Here is a 21,772-nt window from a genome sequence, read left to right as displayed (position 1 = left end):
CGGGGCGTCGGGCCGCGCCGTACACCTTCGCGCCGCGCACGACGAGCTGGGCGGCCAGGTGTCGCCCGAAGCCCCGATTGGCGCCGGTGACGGCTGCGACCGCGTTCTTCAGTTCCATGTCCACTCCTGGTCGTGGCGGGCGCCGGCGGCCACCCGCAGCGTTTTGGATTGTGCTCCCAATCCAAACGCGGGACTAAGATAGATGCCAGTCGACATCCAAATGGGAGGTGGCCATGGGCCGCGTATCGCAGGCGCAGGCGGAGGAAAACCGCAGGCGGGTGGTGGACACCGCATCCCGGCTGTTCCGGGAGCAGGGCACCCACGTCAGCGTCGCCGACCTGATGAAGGCGGCCGGTCTGACCCACGGCGCCTTCTACAAGCAGTTCGCCTCCAAGGAGGCACTCGTCGAAGAGGCCACCGCCCACGCCTTCGCCGAACTCGCCCGACGCCACAGCGCCGGACTCGAGCGGTATGACGGGCAGCGTGCCGCCGCCCAGCAGGCGCTGATCGACGCATACCTCTCCGTCGAGCACCGCGACGACCCGGCGGACGGCTGTCCGGTCGCCGCGCTCGCCACCGACATCGCGCGCGAGGGCGGGGCGCGAGAGGCCCGTCGCGTCTACGCCGAGGGGGTGGCCGACTTCGCCGGTTTCCTGGCCGGTGACGACCAGGACGGCATCGCCCGCCTCTGCACCCTGTTCGGTGCGCTGGTCCTGTCCCGGGCCACCAAGGGCTCCCCGCTCTCCGGGGAGATCCTCGCCGCCGCGCGCGGCCTTGACTGAAGCGGGCTGATCACGGGCGTGGTGGCCGTGTCGTGGCAGCCGTCCGGTTTCCGGGGAAGTGGCGAGCCGGTCGTCATGACGCTCGCTTGACGCTATGCCGACAGAAGTGGCTGAGCGGACGAGCAGGCCGGGCTTCCCAGCGGCAGCGCTGGACGCGAGGGTCCGGCCACCGGGTGTCCGGCGGTGCGGGGGTCAGGGCGCGCGGCGCCGGCAGCGGGTTCTACGCGTCCCGTGCGTGAAGCGGTACACCGAGCGCAAGCCGACGGCGTACGAGCACGCGTGGGAGAGCCGGGATGCCCACGCGTACCGCGTGCCAGGACGTGGAGTAGTCGCGGCGGTTCCGTGCGTTTCCGCACGGGTTGGTGGACGCACGCCGGTAGGCGCCCGAGCCTTCCGGCAACAGCACAGAAGCGCCGTCCGCGCCGACTCGCCTCAAGGAGCATGCGTCGTCAGGCGTTGGTCCGACGACAGGCGTATCCGGCATCCGTGAACCCGGACATTCTGATACCTCGGCGCGGGCGCGCCGGTCCCATCGAATCCGCCGTGCTGCCGCCAACGAGGCCACGGCCTCCATCACGCCGTGGGTCAGTGTCCTTCCCGCGGGTTCCGCGCTCGACTCCGGCTCCACGGGCCGGCAGTACGTCCGGAACGCCCGGGTCGGCGCGCGCCCGGGGTCGGCGGCACACCGGGCCGTGGAGCCCGCGCCGGAGGCTCTTCGAAAGCTGCCGCGCGGGCGAACGGGGGCGCGGTCTCGTGCGATCCGACCGTCGGCGGAAGGACCCCAGCGGCTTGCCACGCGGTGGTGGCTCGTTGTGTTCGAACGATCACAAGTAGTGCTTGTGCGGCGGGTGGACGTGCGCAAATCATGAGTGGTCCCTCGACCACTCGCGAAAGGACGTCCGTTCATGGCCCACCGCAAGGTGTATCTCGCCGTCGGCAGGATCAACACCCGGATCTACCGCTTCGATCCCATCGACGGCGACACCCGCGTCGTCGAGAGCGTGCGGTCCTACGAGCCCGGATACACCGCCATGGGTGCGCAGTACCGTGGCGACGACAAGGAGCCCCTGCTGCTGGCCGTGAGCCAGAACAAGCTCATCACCATCGACGTGGCGGCGGGCACCCTGAAGGACCAGGTCATCGACGGGCTGCCGAGCGGGCCCTGGTTCGACGGTGACATGGATCCCGACGGAAAGACCCTCTTCGTCGTCAGCAACCCCGACGTGCACAGCTACGCCATCGATGTCGCGGCCCTGAAGGCCATGCCTCGCAACGCCCCGGGAAGCGGCCGGTGGGACGACTTCGCCTACCACCCCAAGGACGGGCGGCTGATCTCGGTGGAGGGCGACAACGGTGACCTGTTGCTCGTCGACCCGAGCCGGCAGCCCATGAAGACCGTCCTCAAGAAGGGGGTCTTCCCGCCGGCGGAAGCCAGCACCGCGGCAGGCTCGCGCAAGTCGTACTCGGCCACCTTCTTCGACCAGGACGGCAACTTCTACGCGGTCGACTCCGCGGGCAACGTCAACCACCTCGACTTGACCACGGCCACGATTCCCGACCACTCGCAGCGCATCGGACGGGGCAGGGTACCCGTGGGCGCCCTGGAGATCATGAACGGCGCCGGGCGTATCACCCCCCTGCCCGTCCCGCCCAGTTACGACGAGATCGACGTGTCCAAGAAGTTCAATCGGGCCTGGGAGAGCAGCGAGCCCCGGGGCAGGGTGTACAGCTTCGACCTCACACTCACCGCCGTCAGCAAGGGCAGCGGCAAGGCCGAGGACGTCAGGAGGTTCCGGATCTCCTTCGATCTGCCTTCGGTGATGGGCGCGAAGGCAGAGGCATCCGGCGTACGTGTCATCGCCCAGGATGGCAAGGCGTACCTGGAAGCCGAGAACGATCAGTTCCTGGCCGCGGGCAGTTCGCGGCCGATCACCGTGCAGATCACCGTCCCGGGGGACCCGTCTCGCCTGCCCCAGGAGTACCCCCTCGACGGCCTCAAGGCCACGCGTCTGCCCGGCCGCTGATCACGTCGCACGGGACAAACCTCGCCGCCGGCCGATACCAGGCGTCGCCTGGCGCGCACCTGCACCATCGCCCCGCCGATCCGCAACCGGTGGCAAGGCGCCCGGTATCGGCGTCAGCGACGCAGCGGCTTCGGGCAGTCGCAATTCACCCGCTGCTACCGCCCACCCTCGAGAGCTCCGGGCCTGCACCGGCTCATCCACGGCGAGAGTCAACTTCCCGACCCCGTCGGCCACCTGGTCGCAGTCCGTTGCGACGTGCGCCCACGCCGCTGCGCCGACCGCGGAGAACCGCCCATTCACCCCAGCCGACGTGGCGCGTCCAGCGCCGCGTCGCCCGAGAACACGGAGGAGTCACCTCATGAGCCTGACAGCCCCCAGGACCGCCGCCGACCGCCCGGAGTACGGCAGGGCGAGGTATCCCTTCCACATCACCAAGGAGGAAGAACGGCAGTTGCGCCTCAAGGGCGCCGAGGCCGTACCGTCGCTGGTGATCGGACAGGCCACCTCCTTCGACGAGTACGCCCGGCAGCTGATGATCCCGCCGGCCGTCATGGACCTCGCGCGCAAGGCCGAGGACCTGCGCCTGTCCCCCTGGGAGGTCGAAGCCATGCGCAAACACCTCGCCCCCGCCACCGAACCCGGTGACAAGGTGGGGCTCCTGCGCCAGATCCTGGTGGAGAAGTACAAGAAGGACCACACCCATCCGCCCTACATTCGCGTCGCCTGCTCCGGCCGTGGCGAGTACGACGACCTGGCCCACGAACACGGTCACCTCCACCACGACGACCACCGCAAGGGCGACATCGGCTCGCCCGTGGTCCTGGAGATCTGGCCGGCGCAGCACTACTCGCCCATCCATTCCCACGGCCACACCACCGGCATCGTCTTCTGCCTCGCCGGCCAGCTCGACATCATGGTCTACGAACACCTCAAGTGGGACGCCCCCAAGCTCGGCCTGCTGACCCTCACCCCCGGCCAGTGCGCCTGGCTCTCCAAGGACAACTACGCGGTGCACCGGGTGTACTGCCCGATCGACGGCGGAGGTGGTACAACCGGCCCCGGCTACATGAACTCCACCGCCGAATTCGGCGCCAGCTTCCACGTCTATCTCAACCCGGAGCAGACCGCCGTCCAGCACGACCACGACGGCAACAGCTACAACCGCGACTCCTTCGACTACATCGACGAGAAGTCCAAGAAGCGCCGCTCCTTCGCCACCGAGTCCGACCTCTCCTGGGGACTCCTCCGCCGAGTCCTGGCCAACACCCCGCTGACCTGAGAGGCCGTATCTCAGCCCGTCACGGACCGTGCGGTCCGAGCAGGTCTCCCGCCGACGTGCTCTCCCCTGGTACGCGCTGCCGTCGCGTGGAGTCCAATCGCGTTGCCAGAACAAGCCGTTGAAGGTGCGGGCCCCCGAAGCTCCGTCAGCTCGGAGCGTGCCCTTTGCGAAGTGCGTCGGCCGTGCGCTCGCCGAGCTGGGGGGTGAAACGGGATGTCCGTGCCTTCTCGCGGCAGAGCGCGTGAGCGATGGCACGCGCCTCGATGCCCGCCTGCCGAAGGACACCCGTGAGGGGATTGGTGTAACCGGCGAAGTAGAGACGCGGGGCCGCGGGATGGGTCTGCGCCCCTACGCTGAGGGGTTGCCCGGCCTCGTCGAGTACGCCCAGGGATCCGACCAGGTCGTGCAGGTGGGGCCGGTACCCGGTGGCGGCGATGACGGTGTCAGGTCGCAGTCGGGTGCCGTCGGCCAGTATCACGTAGGGGCCGTCGAACGCCTGGACGGCCGCGACCGGTTCGACCTGTCCGGAGCGGACAGCGTCCACGAAGCCGTGGTCGAGTACCGGGTTGACCCCTTCGCGGGCGTTGCGGGTGTACAGGCCCGTGCGGGGTCGCGGCAGTCCCCGAGAGGTCAGGTCGGGCACCGCGAGACGTTGCGTGAGCAGGGAGGTGCGGTCGCGCCACGCGAGCGGGAGGGCCTCCGTCAGCCGGCCGGCCGCGTGCCAACGGGCGCTGGAGCGGGGCAGGATGTTGGGTGGCGTACGGACCGCGATCCGTACCCGTTCGGCTCCGGCTCCGGCCAGGGCGCTCGCGATCTCGGTACCGCTGTTGCCGGCGCCGACCACCAGGACGTGCTGCCGGCGGTAGGGGGCCGGAGAGCGGTAGTGGGCCGAGTGCAGCAGCGTGCCGGTGAAGGTCGAACGCCCGGGCCAGTCGGGGATGTTCGGCGTATGGCAGCGGCCGGTGGCCACCACGACCGCACCAGTGGGCACCGGACCGTCGGGGGTATGGACCAGCCACTGTGCTCCGGAACCTGGTTCGGCCCGCACGACGCGCTGCACCGGGGTGGCCACCCGGACGTCGAGCCGATGATGGACGACGTAACCCTGCAGGTAGCGCACGTAGTCGTCCCGGCTCACCCACCGGCCCGCCTGGCGCGGCACCGACAAACCCGGGAGTTTCGACGTGCTGGGAGTGGTGTGCAGGCGCAGGTGGTCATAGCGCTGCGCCCAGCTCGCTCCCACGCGGTCGCATCGTTCCAGGATCACTGCCGGCTCTCCGGAGCGGTTCAGCAGCGCGGCGGCCGCCAGGCCGTGGGGGCCGGCTCCGATCACGATCGTGGGCGCGCCGGGGTCTCGTTGTGGTGGCGTGGGCATCATCTCCTACAACGGCAGTCCGGGGCGTACGTCACGCCCAACTGGCGGGTCGAGAACAGTGGATGGAGCCGTTACACCGGCGGTACGTAGTCGTTGGACACCGGGCAGCGACCTTGCTGGAGATCGGTCCGTCCCAGGGCCGGCCCGTCCGGGCAGGGCGCGGCTGAGCGGTCATGAGCCGGGCGGGCTTGGGGACGTCCGACATAGGCCTGCGCGGCCCCGGTCTTGCCTCTGCGCGGGGTTCTTCCTCCGGGGCGGCTCGCTCAACCTGTCCGATCCTTCGAGGGGCCCATGTGCCAGCAGTGACGACGCGCCACCGATCGCACCGGCCACGGCTGCGGATCAGCGGGGTCTGCAAGGGGTACGGCGGCAGGCGGGTCCTGCGCGATGTGGATCTCGATGTGTCTGCCGGGACGCTGGTGGGAGTCGTCGGCGAGAACGGGTCGGGGAAGAGCACTCTGCTGGAGATCGCCGTGGGACACCTCGCACCCGACCGCGGAACGGTGACACGGACCGGGACGGTGGGGTACTGCCCGCAACGGGCGGTGCTGAACGACGGGTTCACCGTAGGACAGCATCTGCGGTTGTTCCAGATGGCCTACCGGCTGCCGACACTGGAGCGCGCCGACGAGCTGATGGAGCAGCTGGCGCTGACGGGCTGCCGGCGACAGCAGGCCGGCGAACTCAGCGGCGGAACGCGACAGAAGCTGAATCTGCTGATCGCTCTCATGCACGATCCTCAGTTGCTGATCCTGGACGAGCCCCACCAGGGCTTCGACTGGGACACCCATCAGCGGTTCTGGAACCTGGCCGCCGATCTGCGGGATCAGGGCCGGTCGATCATCGTGGTCTCTCACCTGCTGCACGACCTGCACCACTTCGACGCGATCGCTCACCTGCGCCAGGGCCGTCTGCACTTCGAGGAGCCCGACCGATGAGGCTCGCCTGGACGGCATTCACCGAACTGCTGCGCTGCACTCTGCTGGGCCACCTGCGCAACCGACTGGCCCTGGTTCTCGCGCTCGCGTTCATCCCCATCTGGATCGCCGTGGCACGCCTGTGCACCTCGGACCAGGTGGTGCGCATCCGGCTGGACGCCATCAGCACCCCCGTCTCCGCCCCAGCCAGCCAGGCCGGCCAGGTGGCCAGCGCGCTGGGCGCAATCACCATGGTCGCCGGCTTCGTCGCCTTCACCGAGACCTTCCAGTCGCGGGAGGTGGACCGCCGTCTGCTGCTGGCCGGCTACCCCCGGCTGCCGATACTGCTGGCCAAACTCGCTGCTGTCGCCCTCACCGCCGCCCTGCTGGCCCTCTACACCACGATCCTGCTGTGGATCTCCATGCCCGTACGCCACACAGCACCCCTGGCGCTGGCCCTGGCGGGCGCCGGCCTCGCCTACGGCGGCATCGGTCTGCTGCTCGGCTCTCTGGTCCGCGGCGAGCTGGAGGGCTTCTTCCTCATCATCATGCTCAGCCTGGTCGACACCGGCCTGCAGAATCCCGTCTTCAACACGCTCATGGACGTGGCGGGCGTGTCCGCGCTTCCGCTGTACGGCGTGAACCAGCTGGCGCTGAGCTCAGCCCTCACTCCACACATCCCCTGGTCCCACGGCCTGCTCTCCCTCACCTGGTCCGCAGCGACCGGCGCCCTGGCACTGCTCGTCCTCCACACCCAACGCCTCTCCCTCTCCCCGTGGTCCCGCAGAACGAGAGTTCCGACAGGGCGATCGCGGTGAGGAAGATCCTCCTCCCGGGCCCTCGTTGCTGACCAGGAGGCTGTTCCGTCATCGGCATGCTCAAGGCTGCGGGCACGGCGACGCCGCGTGGGCGGCGGTGCGGGCCGCCGTGGCGGCGCGGAGTGTCGAGGTGAAGGTCGTGCTGTGCCGAGTCCGGCGTCACAATCGTCGAGCCGTGTGACGACGGCGCTGGCGGCGGCCTCGGGGTGGGACCAGGCGAAGGCGCGCAGCATGTAGCGGGCGCCATGCCGACCGCGGCGTCGAGATCGTGTCCGACGTTGTCGCCGATGGCCAGCGCGAAGGCGAGTACTCGCCCAGCCTGCGAACAGGTGCGATGACGAGCGATGTCCAAGATCTGTAGGTCCTGACCCCGCCTCCGGGGGCCGCGGTCAGGACCGCCACGACGTGCACTCTCCGGATCGACGAGATCCTGGCCGTCGCCGGCACGTCAGCGGTGCCGGGCACAGCGTGCGAGACATGAGCCTGCTGGTGTCGGCGATCGAGCGACCCTGGACGAACGAGTTCGGAGCCGAGTCGTGTCCGACGCCGCACGAGAGGGCCGCCGCACTGCTGCACTCCGTCGCCCGCAAGCACGCGCCGATCGACGGCGACAAGCGCACCGCCCGGCTCGCCATGCGCGTCTTCCTGCGGTTCACCGGCGTCAGCGCCAGTACCGTCCCCCCACCCGTCCGCATTGGCCGCCCGTTCGCCGAGTGGGTGGCGCAGAACGACGTCGGAGCCTCAGGACGTCTCAGCGCGTGCGCCGGCGCCGACCGGAGTGTCGAATGCGCAGCCCCAGGTGCACCAGGGCCGCGACGAGTACCGCGATCCCGATGATGAGCAGGTAGAACAGTCCTTCGGCGACGACGCCGATGATGCCCAGCACGATTGCCGCGATGACGAGGAGGAGGAAGAGCGTCATGAGGTAACCCCTTCGGTTCGGTGGCGTCGGTCAGCGGCGGGCGAGTTGCCGCTCACCGTTCGCGCCGGGGTGATAGGGCAGGCCGTAGTGCGCGAACACCGCCGCCTCGTCCTCGGCCGGCAGCACATCGTCGGTGCCGATCGCCGGGCACTTCTTCACCAGCGCCCGGTCGTGGTCGACCCTGACGTAGCCCGGCCCCACGACCGCGCCGTTCAAGGGGACGAAGACCAAATGGCGGCGGGTGGGCAGTCCGACCTGAACGGTGACCATGGCGGGCTCGTCGGTGCTGGTGTTCACGTAGACGGCCTCCAGCGTGCCGATCTTGTGGCCGCTCGAGTCGATGACGTCGTGGGCGCGCCATTCACGGATATCCGCACTCCGGATCATTCGTCGGTTTCCCTTCGTACGGCGGTGCGCCCGAAGAGGGCACTGCCCCAGGGTGCCCGAACCAGCCCTGATGACACCTCCGGGTTCTGGCGAGTGTCCCGGCTCGCGCGCGTGTACTCGTCGACCAGGGGCTTCGTCGAAGCGGCGCGGGAGGTCCGTCCCCGCGGACCGGCTCGAAAGGCCCAGTGCCTGACGCCTGATGGAACGGTCTTCCGGCAGGCACTGCGGCGGCCGTGGTGGAATAGGGGTGTCGGCACCCCACCTGGAACGGGCCTTTCAGCCTCTGGTCGGGCCTCGGTGACCATCTTGCCTCAGGGAGTCGGCGTGAGTGGAGTTGAGCCGGGCGGCGACGGCAGCCCGACGGGCCCTTCCGCGGGGGCTGCCGGTGGCAGGGCGGTGAGCCTGGCAGGGGTGCTGGCGGCGGCGGAGACCGCCGCACCGGTGGAGTCTCTTGACGTGGTCGCGCGGATGCTCAGTGAGCACCTCGGAGCCGTGTCGGTGGCGTTCCTGATCACTGACTTCACCGGTGGTTCGGTCGTTCGGCTGGGGGCCGCGGGAAGCGTCGACACCGACGAGCCCGCCCGGCGTATCACGCTGCGGGGCACCCTGTACGACGACGTGATCCGCACCCAGCAGCCGCGCGTGGAGGAAGTGGGGGAGAACGGGCGGGTGCGAGTGGTCGCCCCGGTGACCAACCGCGGCGATGCCATGGGGCTGCTCGAATTGTTCCTGCCCGCGGGACCAACCGCCGAGGTGATGCGGGAGATCGGCGAAAGCGCGCACGCCCTGGCCTACATCGTCATCGCGAACCGGTCCTTCACCGACGTCTATCAGTGGGGCCGCCGCACCAGTCCGCTGAGCCTGGCGGCGGAGATCCAGCATCGGCTGCTGCCGGCGTCGCTGGCGTGCGAGGCGGCGCAATTCGCGGTCGCCGGGGCGCTGGAACCGGCCGACCACGTCGGGGGTGACACCTTCGACTACACGATCGACCGGGACGCGGTCCAGCTCTCCGTCACCGACGCCATGGGCCACGACGTCGACGCCGCGCTCCTGGCCACCCTCGTCGTGGGTGCCCTGCGCCGGGCCCGGCGAGCGGGCGCCGACCTTGCCGAGCAGGCCCGCCAGGCCGACCGGGCCATGCGTGAACACAGCCGGAGCTACGTCACCGGGCAACTGCTGCGCATCAGCCTGGTCGATGGCGGGACGGAGTTCATCAACGCCGGGCACCCCTGGCCGTTGGTGATACGCGATGGCGAGGTGCGAGAGATCACCCCGCGGATCGATCTGCCGTTCGGCTTCCAGGTCCCCCACACCTACCGGGTGCAGGCGCTGGATCTGCGGCCGGGCGACCGGTTGGTGATGCTGACGGACGGCATGCTGGAACGCAAGGCCGGCAGCGTCGATCTGCGGGAGCTGATCGTCCGTACCCGCGCGCTCCATCCCCGCGAGGCGGCCCGCTCTCTCGTCGCGGCAGTCGTCGACGCCAACCAGGGGCACCTGGAGGACGACGCGACTGTCATGTGCCTGGACTGGCACGGCCTCGACAGGGTCGGAAGGGACGCCGACACGGGTGCCGACCTCACCGATGCCTCTTCCCCGTCATGGACAGGACGGACCGGTCCGCGGGGATGAACCGGGGCGTCGTCCGCGGTCGCCACACCAGGTCTCGGCGTGGGCGCCGCGGAGTGCCATGCCGCCGGTTACGGGCGTGCTCCGTCCGCCGTCCGTCGGCGTACTCCTCGTCATCGTCGATCTGCTCCACCCTGAGGTCCGCGCCGTGCCGCGCCGCGCCGTGCCGTGCTTCACCGGCGCCCGCCCGATGAAGAGCCCGGCCATGAAGAGCCCGGCCACGGCGGCGACCCGGGCGCGGCCGGAGTGCGCGGTGCCACTCGTCGGCCTGGCGCACGGGACCGTGACCTGGCCCGGCCGGAGGAGCACGTCGTCCAGGGACGCGAAAGCCGGCTGACGCGTCGGCACTGATGTCAACGTGGATCGCTTCGAGCACGCCGAATCCTGGCCGTCAGTGTCGCGCCCTCACCCGCTGAGGCATCGACCGTGGTAGTCGACAGACATGCCTGAGAACCCCTTCGAGGCCGCGGACCGTTCGTTTCGGTTCGAGCGGCCGCGCCGCGCCATCAGCCGTTCGCCGGTCGGGCGCGGATGGCGACGGGGCGTGCGCATGGAGCTGGGGTCGCGTTCGCTGGGCTTCGCGGCGCTGGGGTTGCTCACGCTGGTGCCTTTGCTGATCATCGTCTCGTCCGCCGATCCCGAGCGCGGACGGGGGTTCGCGCAGTGGCTGGGGGAGGGACTCGGCGTGTCGACGGCCGCCAGAGCGCAGGTCGACAGGTTGTTCACTCGGCCCGGCCAGGCGTTGCGGAGCACGACCGTGTTCGGTGTCGCCGCCCTCGCCCTGTTCGGCCTGGCCTTCGGGGCAGCGGTGCAGACCGGCTACGAAAAGATCTGGGACCTGCCGCCGGCCCGCTGGTGGGCCAGGTGGCGCCACGTCGTCTGGCTCAGCGTCCTCACCGCCTACCTCTTCGCCTCCGCCACCACCACGCTACGGCCGGAACCGCTGGCAGGCGGGGCCGTCGCCTCGGTGAGCGCCGTCCTGTTCCTCTGGTGGTCCCAGCACCTGCTGCTCGGCGGCCGGATCCGCTGGCGTGCCCTGCTGCCGGGCGCCGTGGCCACGGTGACCGGGCTGCTCGGCCTGAGGGTCTTCTCCGCCCTCGTCTTCTCACCGCTGATCGCGTCCAGCACGGTCGCCTACGGACCCGTCGGAACCGTCCTGGTCATCGAGTCCTGGCTGGTCGGGGTGGGAGTCGTGGCATTCGGCGGCGCCCTGGTCGGCCGATTGCTGCACGAGGAACTCCCCCGCTTGACGCCTACGTCGAGACGACGCGGGTGAGGACGGTGCGGCAGACGCTCAGCTCGCCCGGGGCACCGCACCGCACGACGCCGCGCGGAAGGATGAGAGCCGTGGCAGCGGTCATCGTGTTCGAAGATCCGCGCTGTGTCACGTCCCGGGAGTTCTCGACCTCGTGCAGCGGGGCTCACCGGGGCTCGTGCGGGGGTGCGTGAGGGGCGCGCCGGGCCCCGCCGGTGGAGTGGGTGAACTGCATCACATGCTGTCACAGCGGTGCCCGACGCGGTGTCTTGAGGCCGAACCCCTCGGAGCGGGGGAGACAGCGCGACCGTGCTGTTCCGCCCACGCCTCGGGGGCAGGCGAAACGACAGGAGCGAGACATTGAACAAGCACCGCATCCTTGTGCTCGGGGCCGGCTACGCCGGGGCCTACGCGGCCGGGACACTGGCCCGGCGGCTGTCCCCCCGCGATGTCGGGATCACCGTGGTCAACGCCGAGCCGGACTTCGTCCAGCGGCTGCGGCTCCACCAGCTCGCGGCCGGGCGGGAGATCGCGGCACCGTCGCTCGCCGAGGTCTTCGCGGGTACGGGGATCGACCTGCGCGTCGCCCGGGTCACCGCCGTCGACCCCGGACGGCGGACCGTGGCCCTGGACGACGGTCACGGTGGTGGCGGGCTCGGCTACGACACGCTGGTCCACGCGCTCGGCAGCCACGGCGCCGACCACGGCGTCCCCGGTGTGACCGAGTACGCCTTCGACGTGAGCGCCCGTCCCTCCGCGCTGCGTCTGCGTGAGCGCCTGGAGAGCCTGAGCGCCCGTGCGGACGGCGGGGGCGCTGTGCTGGTGGTCGGCGACGGGCTGACCGGCATCGAGACCGCCACCGAGATCGCCGAGTCCCGGCCCGGGCTCGCGGTGACGCTGATCGCCCGCGGCGAGCTGGGCGTCGCGCTCTCCGCCGGGGCCCGCGAGCATCTGCGCCGGGCCTGCGACCGGCTGGGCGTCACCGTCCTGGAACACGTCACCGTCGAGGCCGTCGAGGCGGACCGGGTGCGGTGCGCCGGCGGTGCGGTCCTGGCGTCCGACGCGACCGTGTGGACGGCCGGGTTCATGGCCGGCCCGGTCGCCGCCACCTCCGGCCTGGAGGTCACCGAGAACGGCCGGATCGTCGTCGACCGCACCATGCGGTCGGTCTCGCACCCCGACATCTACGCCGTGGGCGACGGCGCCTACGCGATCGGCGACAACGGCCGGCCGCTGCCGATGTCTTGCGCCTCGGCCGGCTACACCGGCAGGCAGGCCACGGAGGCGATCGTGGCCCGCCTGACCGGCCGCACGGTCCCGAACGCCAAGCTGGACTACCACGGCAACCACATCAGCCTCGGGCGGCGGGACGGCATCCTGCAGATGGTCGACGGCGAAGCGCAGGCGAAGCCCACGTACGTGGGCGGCCGGAAGGCCGCGCGGATCAAGGCGGGCATCGTCCGGATGTCGCTGTGGGGTACCGCACACCCGACGTTCGGCATGCCGAAGCGCAAGCACCGCCTGGTCGTCGCGCCGGACGCCGGGAGAACGGTCCGTACCCGGGAGCACGGAACCGCTGCACATGGCTGAGAACACCTGGGGGGTCGTCCACTCCGGTCCACGGGCGACCGTCGCCGGCCGCCGCCGCGGGCCGAGCGCCGCGAGGCGTCGGCCATCGCGGGCCGACGGCCTGTCCGGGCATACGAAGAGAGAGGGGACCGCGCGATGACCGAACACACCACCGACCCGGCGACGGAGGTCTTCGTCGCCCACCGCAACCTGCTCTTCACCGTCGCCTACGAGATGCTCGGCTCGGCCGCCGACGCCGAGGACGTCCTCCAGGAGACCTGGCTGCGCTGGGTCAGGGTGGGCCTGGAGCGGGTCGACGACCCGCGGGCGTACCTCGTCCGGATCACGACCCGGCAGTCGCTCAACCGGCTGCGCGCCGTGAAGCGCCGCCGCGAGTCGTACGTCGGCCAGTGGCTGCCCGAGCCGCTGCTCACCACCCCGGACGTGGCCGAGGACGTCGAGCTCGCCGAGAGCATGTCGATGGCGATGATGCTCGTCCTGGAGAGCCTCACACCGACCGAGCGGGCCGTCTTCGTCCTGAGGGAGGTCTTCGACGTCGAGTACGACGAGATCGCCGAGGCCGTCGGCAAGAGCCCCGGTGCCGTCCGCCAGATCGCGCACCGCGCCCGACGGCACGTCGGCGCCCGCCGCCCTCGCAGGACCGCCTCCGCGAGCGAGGCCCGGGCAGCCCTGGAGTCCTTCCGGCGCGCCGTCGAGACCGGGAACCCGCAGGACCTCCTCGACGTGCTCGCCCCCGACGTCGTCGCGCTCAGCGACGGCGGCGGCGTCAAACGGGCCGCGCTGCGCCCGGTCGTCGGCGCCGAGAAGCTCGTCCGCTTCTGGCTCGGCGGCTCCGCCAAGGTCGAGGAGACCATCACCTGGGAACCCACCGTCGTCAACGGCAGCCCCGCGCTCGCCGTGTACGTGGGCGGGGAGCTCGACGGCGTCATGGCCGCCCGCGTCGAGGACGCCCGCATCACCGGGATCTACTTCGTCCGCAACCCGGAGAAGTTGACCCACCTCGCCGCCGGGACCCCGCTCGCCCCCCGCTGACGCCGTCGGCCCGGACCCCGTCATCCACGGCACCTACACGTTCCGGCCGAGGAGAGCCATGGATACCCGGGCCCGCGCCCGCCCGGACCCTCGCGCCTAGTCGCGTGATGGGCCGGGGTGCCGTGTGCCGTCGGTTACAGGTCGGGTATGCGGGTGGGGTCGGGGCTCACGCGCTCGCCTCGTGCGTCGAAGACGAAGAGGCCGCGGACGTCGATGAGGAGTGGCAGGTGCCGGCCCCGCTGCGGGAAGCCGCCGTTGCCGGCGCGGACGACGAGTTCGCCCCTCGGTCCGGTCGGTACGGCGGTGGCCGGTGGGTGGTGCGGCTCTGAGGGACGGCGCTGCCAGGGTGAGAGGCCGGCGGCGCGCTGGGCGAGCCGGCGTGCGAGGTCGGCGGCGCTCCCGCGGGCCGGGCGGGAAGGGGGTCCGGGCACCGTCTGGTCCGGGACGTCGGCGGGCCGGCCCCCTACCGTGAGGTGGAGGAGGGTCTCGTGTCCCTGGAATTCGACGTGCTCGACGATGCCGGTCAGGGGCCGTTCGAAGGAGGTGGCCCGGGTGTGTTCGGCGATGCGGACTGCTTCGGGGCGCAGTCCGATCAGCAGGGGGCTGCCTTGCATGACGCGGAGCATCTGGTGGTCGCGGGACAGGGGCATGGGGAGGCTCAGTTGCTGCGCGCCGAGGCTGATGGCCATGGCGCCGTCGATGGGGGCGTGGACGGTGCCGTGGATGAGGCTGATGCGTGGTGTGCCGACGAAGGAGGCGACGAAGGCGTTGGCGGGCAGGGTGTAGAGGATCCGGGGTGTGTCGACCTGCTGGAGGATGCCGTCGCGCAGGACGGCTACGCGGTCGCCCAGGGCCATGGCTTCCGACTGGTCGTGGGTGACGTAGATCGTGGTGGCACCGCTCTTGCGGACGGTGGAGAGGATCTCCAGGCGCAGGCGGGTGCGGAGTCTGGCGTCGAGGCTGGACAGCGGTTCGTCCAGAAGGAACACCGAGGGCCGGCGGACGGTGGCCCGGCCCATGGCGACGCGCTGTCGCTCGCCACCGGACAGGCGGCCGGGCAGGCGGTTCATGAGGTGACCGATGCCGAGGGCGTGCGCTGCGGATTCGACGCGCTGCGACACCAGGGCGGGGTCCTGCTTCTGTACGGCGAGGGGGAAGGCGATGTTCGCCGCGGCGGTCATGTTGGGGTAGAGGGCGAAGCTCTGGAAGATCATCGCGGTGTCGCGCTCGCTGGGGTCGAGGTCGTTGGCGAGGGTTCCGTCGAGGTGGAGTTCGCCTTCGGTGATGGTCTCGAGGCCGGCGATCATACGCAGGAGGGTGGACTTGCCGCAGCCCGAGGGGCCGAGGAGGACGAGGAACTCGCCGGCGGCGACGGTCAGCGAGACCCGGCGTAGTGCCGGTTGGCCGCCGGGGTAGGTCTTGGCGACGTTGTGCAGGGTGATCGTGCTGCCCACTCGGGCTCCTGGGGGTGCGGGTGTGCGGTTGGGCCGGCTGTTTCAGCGGGTGATCTCGTCGGCCGCGACGAGCAGGCCGGCGGCGATCAGGACGATGTTTTTGATGACGTACTGGCCTTCGAGGGTGGGGACGAGGCCGTAGGTGCTCCACATGTCCCCGGCCAGCAGGATCAGCGCGGCGAACACACCGGCCATGTGGAGGAAGAAGGCGGTCAGGGCTGCGCGGAGGAGACGGCCGGTGACCAGGCACAGGCCGATGGCCACTTCGGTCAGGGCGAGCAGTGTCAGGCACATGCCGGAGGGGAGCAGTCCGAGCGTCAGCTCGGTCATGGCCTTGACCGCGACGCTCTCGGCCGCGCTGGCGCCGGGGAAGAGCTTGAGGACTCCGAACCAGCAGTAGACGACTCCGACGCTGGCGCGCAGTACGGCGGTCCCGCCGCGGCGGTAGTTCAGCGCCAGCGGGAGGAGCCGCTCGCGCAGGCCCGTCCGGGGGCGAAGTCGGGGGGCGGTCCCCGGGGCGGTCGGGGGGTCGTCGGCGGGGCCTGAGGGGCTGGTCATCGTCGGTCCTCGGGATGTCTCTGACGGAGGCGCGCGGGGAGGGCGGGGCGGAAGGCCGGGGGCTCCGCAGGCCGCCGGGTGGCGGCCTGCGGAGCCCGGGTCGGCCGGTCAGCCGGCCCGGGTCAGCCGAAGTCGACGTCGCTGCACAGGAAGTACTTCTGGTCCATGTGCGACGCCTTCCAGACGGTCACCACGACATGGCGACCGCTGTAGCCGGACGTCGAGACGTCGGTGACGTAGTGCGGCTGGTAGGGGTAGCGGCCGGTCTTCTTCACGAGTTCGAGGTCGTTCCACCCGATGAGCTGGTACTCGGGGTTGAAGCCCTGCTTGGTGACGTAGACCTCGAGCCAGTCCGCGCCGTGGCGGGCCTCGTCGTAGATGTCGACGGTGAAGTCGTCGTCCAGGGGGGTGGTGATCCACGGACCGGGGCGGTCGAGGGGGCGGTAGTTCGTCTCGCCCTGCCCGCCGGCGCTGCAGATCTGGCCGTCGGGGATGACCTGCTTGTAGTTGTCCCCGGTGTTGTTGGCGTAGACGGCCTTCCACGCGCCGATGGCGTTGGCGTTCTCGTGGTAGGTCCGGTAGCACATCGGGTCCTGAGCCTCGTTCGGCTCGGTGTAGCCCCACCGCTGCAGGCAGCCGTAGTTGCGCGTCTGGGGGGCGATGACCGTGCCGTGGGCGGATGCCGTGGGTGCCAGGGGGAGCAGGCACAGCAAGCCGGTGGCCAGGACACCGGCGCTGAGGGCGGTGCGGCGGGTCGGTTTGGGGGGTGCGATGTTCATGGTGCTGTTCCTCCGTGTGTCGGGGGGAACCGCCGGTCCGGCGGCTTACGTGCACATGACATTCATCTGATCGGGTGCGGCTTCAGATCCGGTTGCGGGTGTTCACCTCCCTGCGGTCGCGGTTCGTGAGCTGAGCGGCGAGTGCCGGCAGCTCGGTCAGGGACCACCGGCCGGGGCCGAGAGCGCCGATGAGCAGGAAGGCCCAGCAGAACAGGGCGGCCGGCTCGCCGCCGTTCTCCAGCGGGAACAACCCGTCGGGCTGGTGGTGGACGAAGTAGGCGTAGGCCATGGAGCCCGAGCAGACGAGGGCCGCGGGCCGGGTGGCGAGGCCGAGCAGCACCAGGGTGCCGCCGGCCAGCTGGATCACCGCCGCCCACCATCCGGGCCACTGTCCGGGGCTGGGGGGCTGGCCGTGGGGGCCGCCGAGGACGCCGAAGAGCGTCGCCGCTCCGTGGCAGGCGAACAGCAGGCCCAGCACGATCCGGAACAGGCCCAGGACCGGGGCCTGGAATCTGGGGGGTGCTTCCACGGTGGTGCCCCTTTCTCGGTGGTGCTCGGTGGTGCTCGGTGGTGCCCCGGTGGGGGCGGCTGTCGCCGCGGGGGCGGGGCGGCCGCCGGCCGGTTCGGTGTGCCGGCGGCCGCCCCTGGGGGTCAGGCGGTGAGGGTCCACTTCTGGCTGTTCCAGGTGCCGCAGTCCCACAGGTGCAGGCGGGCGCCGTCGGCGGTGCTCTGGGCGGCGACGTCCAGGCAGCGCCCGGCCTTGAGGTTCTTCAGCGTGCCGTCGGCCTGGAAGGCCCACTTCTGGCTGTCCCAGGCGCCGCAGTCCCACAGGTGGGCCTTGGTGCCGTTGGCGGTGTGGCCGCCTTCGACGTCCAGGCACTTGCCGCCGGACTTGAGCTGCTGGCCGTCCGGAGCCCAGGTCATGGACGGCACGTCGGCGCAGGACCACTGCTGGATGGCGGTGCCGTTGGCCGTGCTGTTGCCGGCGCGGTCGACGCACTTGCCGGTGGCGCCGTTGACGATCTTCCCGCCGGTCGAGGGGCCTGGCCCGGGGTTGTTGCCGCCCGGACCCCAGGCGTTCCAGTTGTCCCAGTTCTCGGCGTCGAAGCCGAGGCGGCCGGGCTTGTCCGCGCCCCAGTTGGTGCCGGCCTTGTCGATGACGGTGCCGCCGACGGTGTAGTTCTCCAGCTTCAGCCCACGGCTCTGGCTCGTCTCGTTGCCGAGGGTCACCTTCTGGCCGGCGGCGTTGGTGTACCGCTTGAGCAGGCTGACCTGCGAGGAGGGGTCGAGCTGGCTCCACGCGTCGATCTTCAGGTTCTTGACGTGGATGTTCTCGGTGCTGGAGAGGGCGAACACGCGGATCGCGCAGTTGGTCATGCCCTCGACGGTGATGTTCTCGAAGGTCATGTTCCTCACCCACGTGGCGGGGTCGGCCTTGGTGGTCGAGCCCATGTCCTCCCAGTGCGAGGAGGAGTTGAGGACGCAGGTGTTGTACTTGACGTCCTTCCAGTACATCCGGTTGTGGATGACGTGGGTGTTGCTCACGCGGACGTTGTCGATGTTGCGCGGGGTCCAGCCCCACTGGATGACGGGGCCGTTCTCGTTCTTCCAGATGACGGTGTTATCGATGTCGACGTCGCTGTGGTACATCTTCAGCACGTCGTCGTTGGCGTTGAAGAACGTGTTCTTCATGGTGCTGCCGCGGTAGAGCTCGATGCCGTCGGTCTGCCAGTACCAGGACCCGACCTGCTTGTAGTTGTCGACCCTCATGCTGAAGGTCTGCTCGTCGCCGTAGACGACGAAGGAGTGGTAGGGCGGCTCGTTGATGGTGACGCCCTGCAGGTCGAGGTGCTGCTGGCGGCCCGGGGCGGACTCGAACTGCAGCATCTTCACACAGCTGCTGTGACAGTTCGACGCGCCGGAGAGGTGGTCGTAGTTGTTGTTGGTGTCCGCCTCGTAGACGTACTGCTCGCCCGAGAGCACGCCGTAGCCGGTCACCTTGTACAGACCCTGGGTGTCGTTGGGGAAGCGGATGGCGCCCTTCACGTACGCGCCGGGGGCGAGGTAGACCCACTTGACCTGCTTGGGCAGCAGGGCGTGGTACTTGGAGGTCATGTAGTAGGTGCCGGGCCGGAAGTACACGATCTCCTCGGTGATCGTGTTCAGGTTGGTGACCTGCCCCTGCGGCGGGTAGTACGTGCTGCCCGAGGCCGGCGTCGGAACCAGACGGTCCAGCTCGGCGCCGGCGGGGGCCGGCTCGGCGAAGACCATCATGGAGTTGCGGGGCTCGGTGTGGATCGCCCGGTTGCCGCCACCCGAGGCGGTGGTGAGCTTGCCGGCGTCGTTCGCGGGGCCGGACATGTCGTTGTAGGCCGTGTAGAGCTGCGGCTCGAACTCCACGGAGAAGCGGTGGCCCGCCTGGCTGTAGGGCACCTTGATGCGGACGGTGTCGCCGTCGACGAGCTGCTTGGCGAAGTTCAGGCTGCTGGGCTTGATCTTGACCTGGTCGGCCGAGGAGATGCTCTGGCCGGTCCGCAGGGATACGTCGACCCATACGTCGGCGGCGTACTGGAAGGACGACCAGCTCATCGTCAGGTTCGACGACGCGGAGAACTCGGCGCCGTCCTCCTTGGTGTAGCCGATCTTGCCCTTCCCGCTGCGCGGGATGCTCATGTAGGCGAAGGAGTCGTAGCGGGTGCCCGGAGCCGCGGCGGTGGCGACCTGGACGTCGTAGAACGACGAGCGCCGCACCTTGTCGTTGGCCACCGGGCTGGAGGTGTTGAACTCGTGGTTGTCGTGCCACCACGTCTTGAGCTGCGCGGTGTCGGCGGTGGATATCGCGGTCGTGGCGGCCGTCGACATGCCGGCGGGCACGATGACCGATGCCAGGGCCAGCGCCAGGCCGACGGCGCCCGACGCCAGGCGGCTCAGTCTGTTTGCGGACATGCGGATTCCTTACAACGAAGGGGTGTGGAGGTCCGGGGGGCGGGGGGAGCGCGCCCCGGTGGTCCGGGCCGGCCGGTGCGGGCGGTGTCCGCCGCCTGTGCCGCGTGGACGGCGGGCATGCGGAGGGGACCGCGGTGTCGCGCCGGACGGGCCCGGGCGGTCGGCGTGCGACGGCCGTGTCCGGGCCGGGGCCATCGGGCAAGCCGCGAGGGCGGCGGTGAGCCTGGGTCCTTTCGTTCGGTGAGCAGCTCTGGGGCAGTCGGTACCAGGCGTCCGCGGTGCCGGGAGGGGTGTCGCCGGCTGCACGGGCCACGGGGTACTTCTGCGATCACCCGGCGCGCGGGCTGGGGGCGCGGGCCGGGGCCTCGGGGGCCTGGCCTCCGGGCGGTTGCCCGGCGGTCTGCAGTTGCCGGATAACGTCCCGCCATTTCTTCGCCGTGTCAATGAAATGAACAAGATCTTTCCAGCGGAGGCGATCGCAACTTCCGGCGATAGGTGCATTACGGGCAAATATTCCTGCGAGCGACGAGCTGGATCCCTGTATCACGGTTACGTAACACGAAGTTTTCTTTCTTGACGCAAGAAAAAGAGGGGGCGCACACTCCTGGCATAGGCGGTCGGCCCCGGAGCGGGTGACCGGCTGGCGGTGAGAATCGAGGAGGTCGCCATGGCGGTCGCCGTACTCTCGCGAAGGCTGTTACCGCGCCGTCGGGTCCGACGGTGACGACCTGGCCCGAGCGCCCCTGACCGACGTCAGCCCTGGAGGCATGAGTGATGAGTCCGTCCAAGATCCGTTTCTCGGAGCTTGTCGGCGAGCAGACCCGCGCGGAGATCTTCGCGACCGTGCTCACCGCGGGACCCATCTCGCGCACCCAGCTCGCCCAGCGGCTGGGGCTCGTGCCCTCCAGCGTGACCCGGATGCTTCCTCCGCTGCTGGAGCACGGCTACCTGCGTGAAGCCGACGCCACCGCCCCCCAGGGGCGGGGCCGCCCGCAGAAGATGCTGCACGTCAACCCGGACAAGCACATCGTCGTCGGTATGAAGATCGGTCCCGCGCAGGTCTCGGGCGTCGTCACCGACATGGCGGCCAACGTGCTGGCCCGCGACGAGGAGCCCATCGCCGACTGCACCCCCCGGACCGCCCTGTCCGCCGCGGCAGCCCTGACCGGCCGGCTCCTGTCGAAGGCGCCGGAAGCGGCGGACAGGGTGCTCGGTCTCGGGGTCGGAGTCAGCGGCCACGTCGACTCCGCCGCCGGAGTCTGCCGCTATTCGGCCCTGCTCGACTGGAACAAGGTCGACGTGGCAGGCCCCCTGCAGGAGGCCACCGGACTGCCGGTCGTCGTGAACAACGACGTCAACACCCTCGTCGTCGCCGAACGCTGGTTCGGCGAGGGGCGCGATGTGGACTCCTTCGCGGTCGTCACCGTCGGACCCGGCATCGGGTGCGGACTGCTCCTCAACGGGAGCCTGTTCTCCGGCGCCACCGGCCTGGCCGGCGAACTCGGCCACGTACCCCTGGACCCGGCCGGGCCCATGTGCAGCTGCGGCCGTCGCGGATGCCTGGAAGCGCTCGCCGGAGACCGAGCGGTCCTGCGCCACCTCCAGGACGGGGGCTTCGCCTGCGCCTCCATCGGCGAGGCGATCACCCTCGCCCGCTCGGGAACGGACGCGGCCCGCAACGTCGCCCTCGCCGCCTTCACCGAAGCCGGAACCGCGCTGGGGCGGGGGCTGGCCGGCATGTGCAACCTACTCAACCTGCAGAAGATCATCCTCGCCGGGGAGGGAGCGGTCGCCCATGACCTCTTCGGCCCCGCCCTGACCCAGGCCCTGGAAGCTCACGCCTTCTCCACCGCGGCCCGGGACTGCCGGATCCACGTCGACCCCGTACAGCACGACCTGTGGGCGCGCGGAGCGGCCTGCCTGGTCATCCGTGACACGGTCGGCGCGACCCTCTCCTAGAGCCCATACCGCCGACAGCGGGCCGCCCGCCCGGGTCAGCACTCCCTTGAACAGTCACTCCAAGTG

18 protein-coding genes and 3 pseudogenes are annotated in these 21,772 nt (G+C 70.4%); 12 read left to right on the top strand and 9 right to left on the bottom strand.

Annotated features, from left to right (window positions below):
• A pseudogene (locus tag IE109_RS05605) lies at positions 1-118 on the bottom strand (short-chain dehydrogenase); the annotation flags it as partial.
• Positions 119-233: 115 nt separating this feature from the next.
• Here IE109_RS05605 and IE109_RS05600 point away from each other — a divergent pair.
• From IE109_RS05600 to IE109_RS05590, 3 genes and pseudogenes are all read left to right on the top strand, one after another.
• Positions 234-792: pseudogene (locus tag IE109_RS05600) on the top strand (TetR/AcrR family transcriptional regulator).
• A gap of 895 nt (positions 793-1,687) precedes the next feature.
• The gene (locus IE109_RS05595) at positions 1,688-2,806 is read left to right on the top strand and encodes a DUF6923 family protein (protein ID WP_189549583.1); all 1,119 of its coding nucleotides are present in this window, start codon (positions 1,688-1,690) and stop codon (positions 2,804-2,806) included.
• 358 nt (positions 2,807-3,164) lie between these two features.
• Positions 3,165-4,085: a cupin domain-containing protein gene (locus tag IE109_RS05590; RefSeq protein ID WP_189549582.1), complete on the top strand. Its 921-nt coding sequence runs from the start codon at positions 3,165-3,167 to the stop codon at positions 4,083-4,085.
• Between the two features lie 145 nt (positions 4,086-4,230).
• Here the strand turns inward: IE109_RS05590 and IE109_RS05585 are convergent, their stop codons facing one another.
• Complete coding sequence (locus IE109_RS05585) at positions 4,231-5,460, bottom strand: flavin-containing monooxygenase (RefSeq protein WP_229890594.1); 1,230 nt, start codon at positions 5,458-5,460, stop codon at positions 4,231-4,233.
• A 335-nt stretch (positions 5,461-5,795) separates the two neighbouring features.
• Here IE109_RS05585 and IE109_RS05580 point away from each other — a divergent pair, with 335 nt between their 5' ends.
• The 3 genes and pseudogenes from IE109_RS05580 to IE109_RS05570 form a co-directional block, all read left to right on the top strand.
• Positions 5,796-6,398 (top strand): ABC transporter ATP-binding protein, encoded by a 603-nt coding sequence (locus IE109_RS05580; protein ID WP_229890621.1) that lies wholly within the window; start codon positions 5,796-5,798, stop codon positions 6,396-6,398.
• The gene (locus IE109_RS05575) at positions 6,395-7,195 is read left to right on the top strand and encodes a hypothetical protein (protein WP_189549580.1); all 801 of its coding nucleotides are present in this window, start codon (positions 6,395-6,397) and stop codon (positions 7,193-7,195) included. The genes IE109_RS05580 and IE109_RS05575 overlap by 4 nt, the downstream gene beginning before the upstream one ends.
• A gap of 364 nt (positions 7,196-7,559) precedes the next feature.
• Positions 7,560-7,930, top strand: a pseudogene (locus IE109_RS05570) (type II toxin-antitoxin system death-on-curing family toxin); the annotation flags it as partial.
• A 16-nt stretch (positions 7,931-7,946) separates the two neighbouring features.
• On the opposite strand, the gene IE109_RS33005 reads toward IE109_RS05570, so the two are convergent.
• Together IE109_RS33005 and IE109_RS05565 are read right to left on the bottom strand one after the other, a co-directional pair.
• A complete protein-coding gene (locus IE109_RS33005) occupies positions 7,947-8,117 on the bottom strand; it encodes a hypothetical protein (RefSeq protein ID WP_229890591.1) in 171 nt (56 codons plus the stop codon).
• Positions 8,118-8,147: 30 nt separating this feature from the next.
• Complete coding sequence (locus IE109_RS05565; RefSeq protein WP_189549578.1) at positions 8,148-8,504, bottom strand: PRC-barrel domain-containing protein; 357 nt, start codon at positions 8,502-8,504, stop codon at positions 8,148-8,150.
• A 396-nt stretch (positions 8,505-8,900) separates the two neighbouring features.
• On the opposite strand from IE109_RS05565, the gene IE109_RS05560 reads away from it, so the two are divergent.
• From IE109_RS05560 to IE109_RS05540, 5 genes are all read left to right on the top strand, one after another.
• Complete coding sequence (locus IE109_RS05560; RefSeq protein WP_189549636.1) at positions 8,901-10,136, top strand: PP2C family protein-serine/threonine phosphatase; 1,236 nt, start codon at positions 8,901-8,903, stop codon at positions 10,134-10,136.
• A 76-nt stretch (positions 10,137-10,212) separates the two neighbouring features.
• On the top strand, positions 10,213-10,470 hold the full coding sequence (locus IE109_RS05555; RefSeq protein ID WP_189549577.1) for a hypothetical protein: 258 nt from the start codon (positions 10,213-10,215) through the stop codon (positions 10,468-10,470).
• A 105-nt stretch (positions 10,471-10,575) separates the two neighbouring features.
• On the top strand, positions 10,576-11,409 hold the full coding sequence (locus tag IE109_RS05550; protein WP_189549576.1) for a YhjD/YihY/BrkB family envelope integrity protein: 834 nt from the start codon (positions 10,576-10,578) through the stop codon (positions 11,407-11,409).
• Positions 11,410-11,748: 339 nt separating this feature from the next.
• The gene (locus IE109_RS05545) at positions 11,749-12,978 is read left to right on the top strand and encodes an NAD(P)/FAD-dependent oxidoreductase (protein ID WP_189549575.1); all 1,230 of its coding nucleotides are present in this window, start codon (positions 11,749-11,751) and stop codon (positions 12,976-12,978) included.
• 135 nt (positions 12,979-13,113) lie between these two features.
• Positions 13,114-14,010, top strand: a complete 897-nt coding sequence (locus IE109_RS05540) for an RNA polymerase sigma-70 factor (protein ID WP_189549574.1) — start codon at positions 13,114-13,116, stop codon at positions 14,008-14,010.
• Between the two features lie 134 nt (positions 14,011-14,144).
• On the opposite strand, the gene IE109_RS05535 is transcribed toward IE109_RS05540, so the two are convergent.
• The 5 genes from IE109_RS05535 to IE109_RS05515 form a co-directional block, all read right to left on the bottom strand.
• Complete coding sequence (locus tag IE109_RS05535; protein WP_189549573.1) at positions 14,145-15,464, bottom strand: ABC transporter ATP-binding protein; 1,320 nt, start codon at positions 15,462-15,464, stop codon at positions 14,145-14,147.
• 42 nt (positions 15,465-15,506) lie between these two features.
• Entirely contained in the window at positions 15,507-16,022 is a 516-nt protein-coding gene (locus IE109_RS05530; RefSeq protein ID WP_229890590.1) for a hypothetical protein, read from the bottom strand.
• 122 nt (positions 16,023-16,144) lie between these two features.
• Complete coding sequence (locus tag IE109_RS05525) at positions 16,145-16,801, bottom strand: lytic polysaccharide monooxygenase auxiliary activity family 9 protein (RefSeq protein WP_189549572.1); 657 nt, start codon at positions 16,799-16,801, stop codon at positions 16,145-16,147.
• Between the two features lie 82 nt (positions 16,802-16,883).
• Positions 16,884-17,330, bottom strand: coding sequence for a DoxX family protein (locus IE109_RS05520; RefSeq protein ID WP_189549571.1), 447 nt, complete (start codon positions 17,328-17,330; stop codon positions 16,884-16,886).
• Between the two features lie 122 nt (positions 17,331-17,452).
• Positions 17,453-19,747 carry a family 49 glycosyl hydrolase gene (locus IE109_RS05515; RefSeq protein ID WP_189549570.1) on the bottom strand — a complete coding sequence of 765 codons (2,295 nt, stop codon included), beginning with the start codon at positions 19,745-19,747 and terminating at the stop codon, positions 17,453-17,455.
• Between the two features lie 774 nt (positions 19,748-20,521).
• Between IE109_RS05515 and IE109_RS05510 the strand changes: the two genes are divergently transcribed.
• A complete protein-coding gene (locus IE109_RS05510) occupies positions 20,522-21,706 on the top strand; it encodes an ROK family transcriptional regulator (RefSeq protein ID WP_189549569.1) in 1,185 nt (394 codons plus the stop codon).
• Positions 21,707-21,772 lie beyond the last annotated feature (66 nt).

This window comes from Streptomyces lavendofoliae, from assembly GCF_014649735.1.
Taxonomy (GTDB): Bacteria; Actinomycetota; Actinomycetes; order Streptomycetales; family Streptomycetaceae; genus Streptomyces; species Streptomyces lavendofoliae.
Note: the sequence above shows the minus strand (reverse complement) of the source record. Positions and strands in the feature narration are given on the sequence as shown.

Coding starts and splice junctions, on each gene's coding strand:
- IE109_RS05595 (WP_189549583.1), top strand. CDS start 1,688: ATGGCCCACCGCAAGGTGTATCTCGCCGTCGGCAGGATCAACACCCGG.
- IE109_RS05590 (WP_189549582.1), top strand. CDS start 3,165: ATGAGCCTGACAGCCCCCAGGACCGCCGCCGACCGCCCGGAGTACGGC.
- IE109_RS05585 (WP_229890594.1), bottom strand. CDS start 5,460: ATGCCCACGCCACCACAACGAGACCCCGGCGCGCCCACGATCGTGATC.
- IE109_RS05575 (WP_189549580.1), top strand. CDS start 6,395: ATGAGGCTCGCCTGGACGGCATTCACCGAACTGCTGCGCTGCACTCTG.
- IE109_RS33005 (WP_229890591.1), bottom strand. CDS start 8,117: ATGACGCTCTTCCTCCTCCTCGTCATCGCGGCAATCGTGCTGGGCATC.
- IE109_RS05565 (WP_189549578.1), bottom strand. CDS start 8,504: ATGATCCGGAGTGCGGATATCCGTGAATGGCGCGCCCACGACGTCATC.
- IE109_RS05550 (WP_189549576.1), top strand. CDS start 10,576: ATGCCTGAGAACCCCTTCGAGGCCGCGGACCGTTCGTTTCGGTTCGAG.
- IE109_RS05540 (WP_189549574.1), top strand. CDS start 13,114: ATGACCGAACACACCACCGACCCGGCGACGGAGGTCTTCGTCGCCCAC.
- IE109_RS05530 (WP_229890590.1), bottom strand. CDS start 16,022: ATGACCAGCCCCTCAGGCCCCGCCGACGACCCCCCGACCGCCCCGGGG.
- IE109_RS05525 (WP_189549572.1), bottom strand. CDS start 16,801: ATGAACATCGCACCCCCCAAACCGACCCGCCGCACCGCCCTCAGCGCC.
- IE109_RS05515 (WP_189549570.1), bottom strand. CDS start 19,747: ATGTCCGCAAACAGACTGAGCCGCCTGGCGTCGGGCGCCGTCGGCCTG.
- IE109_RS05510 (WP_189549569.1), top strand. CDS start 20,522: ATGAGTCCGTCCAAGATCCGTTTCTCGGAGCTTGTCGGCGAGCAGACC.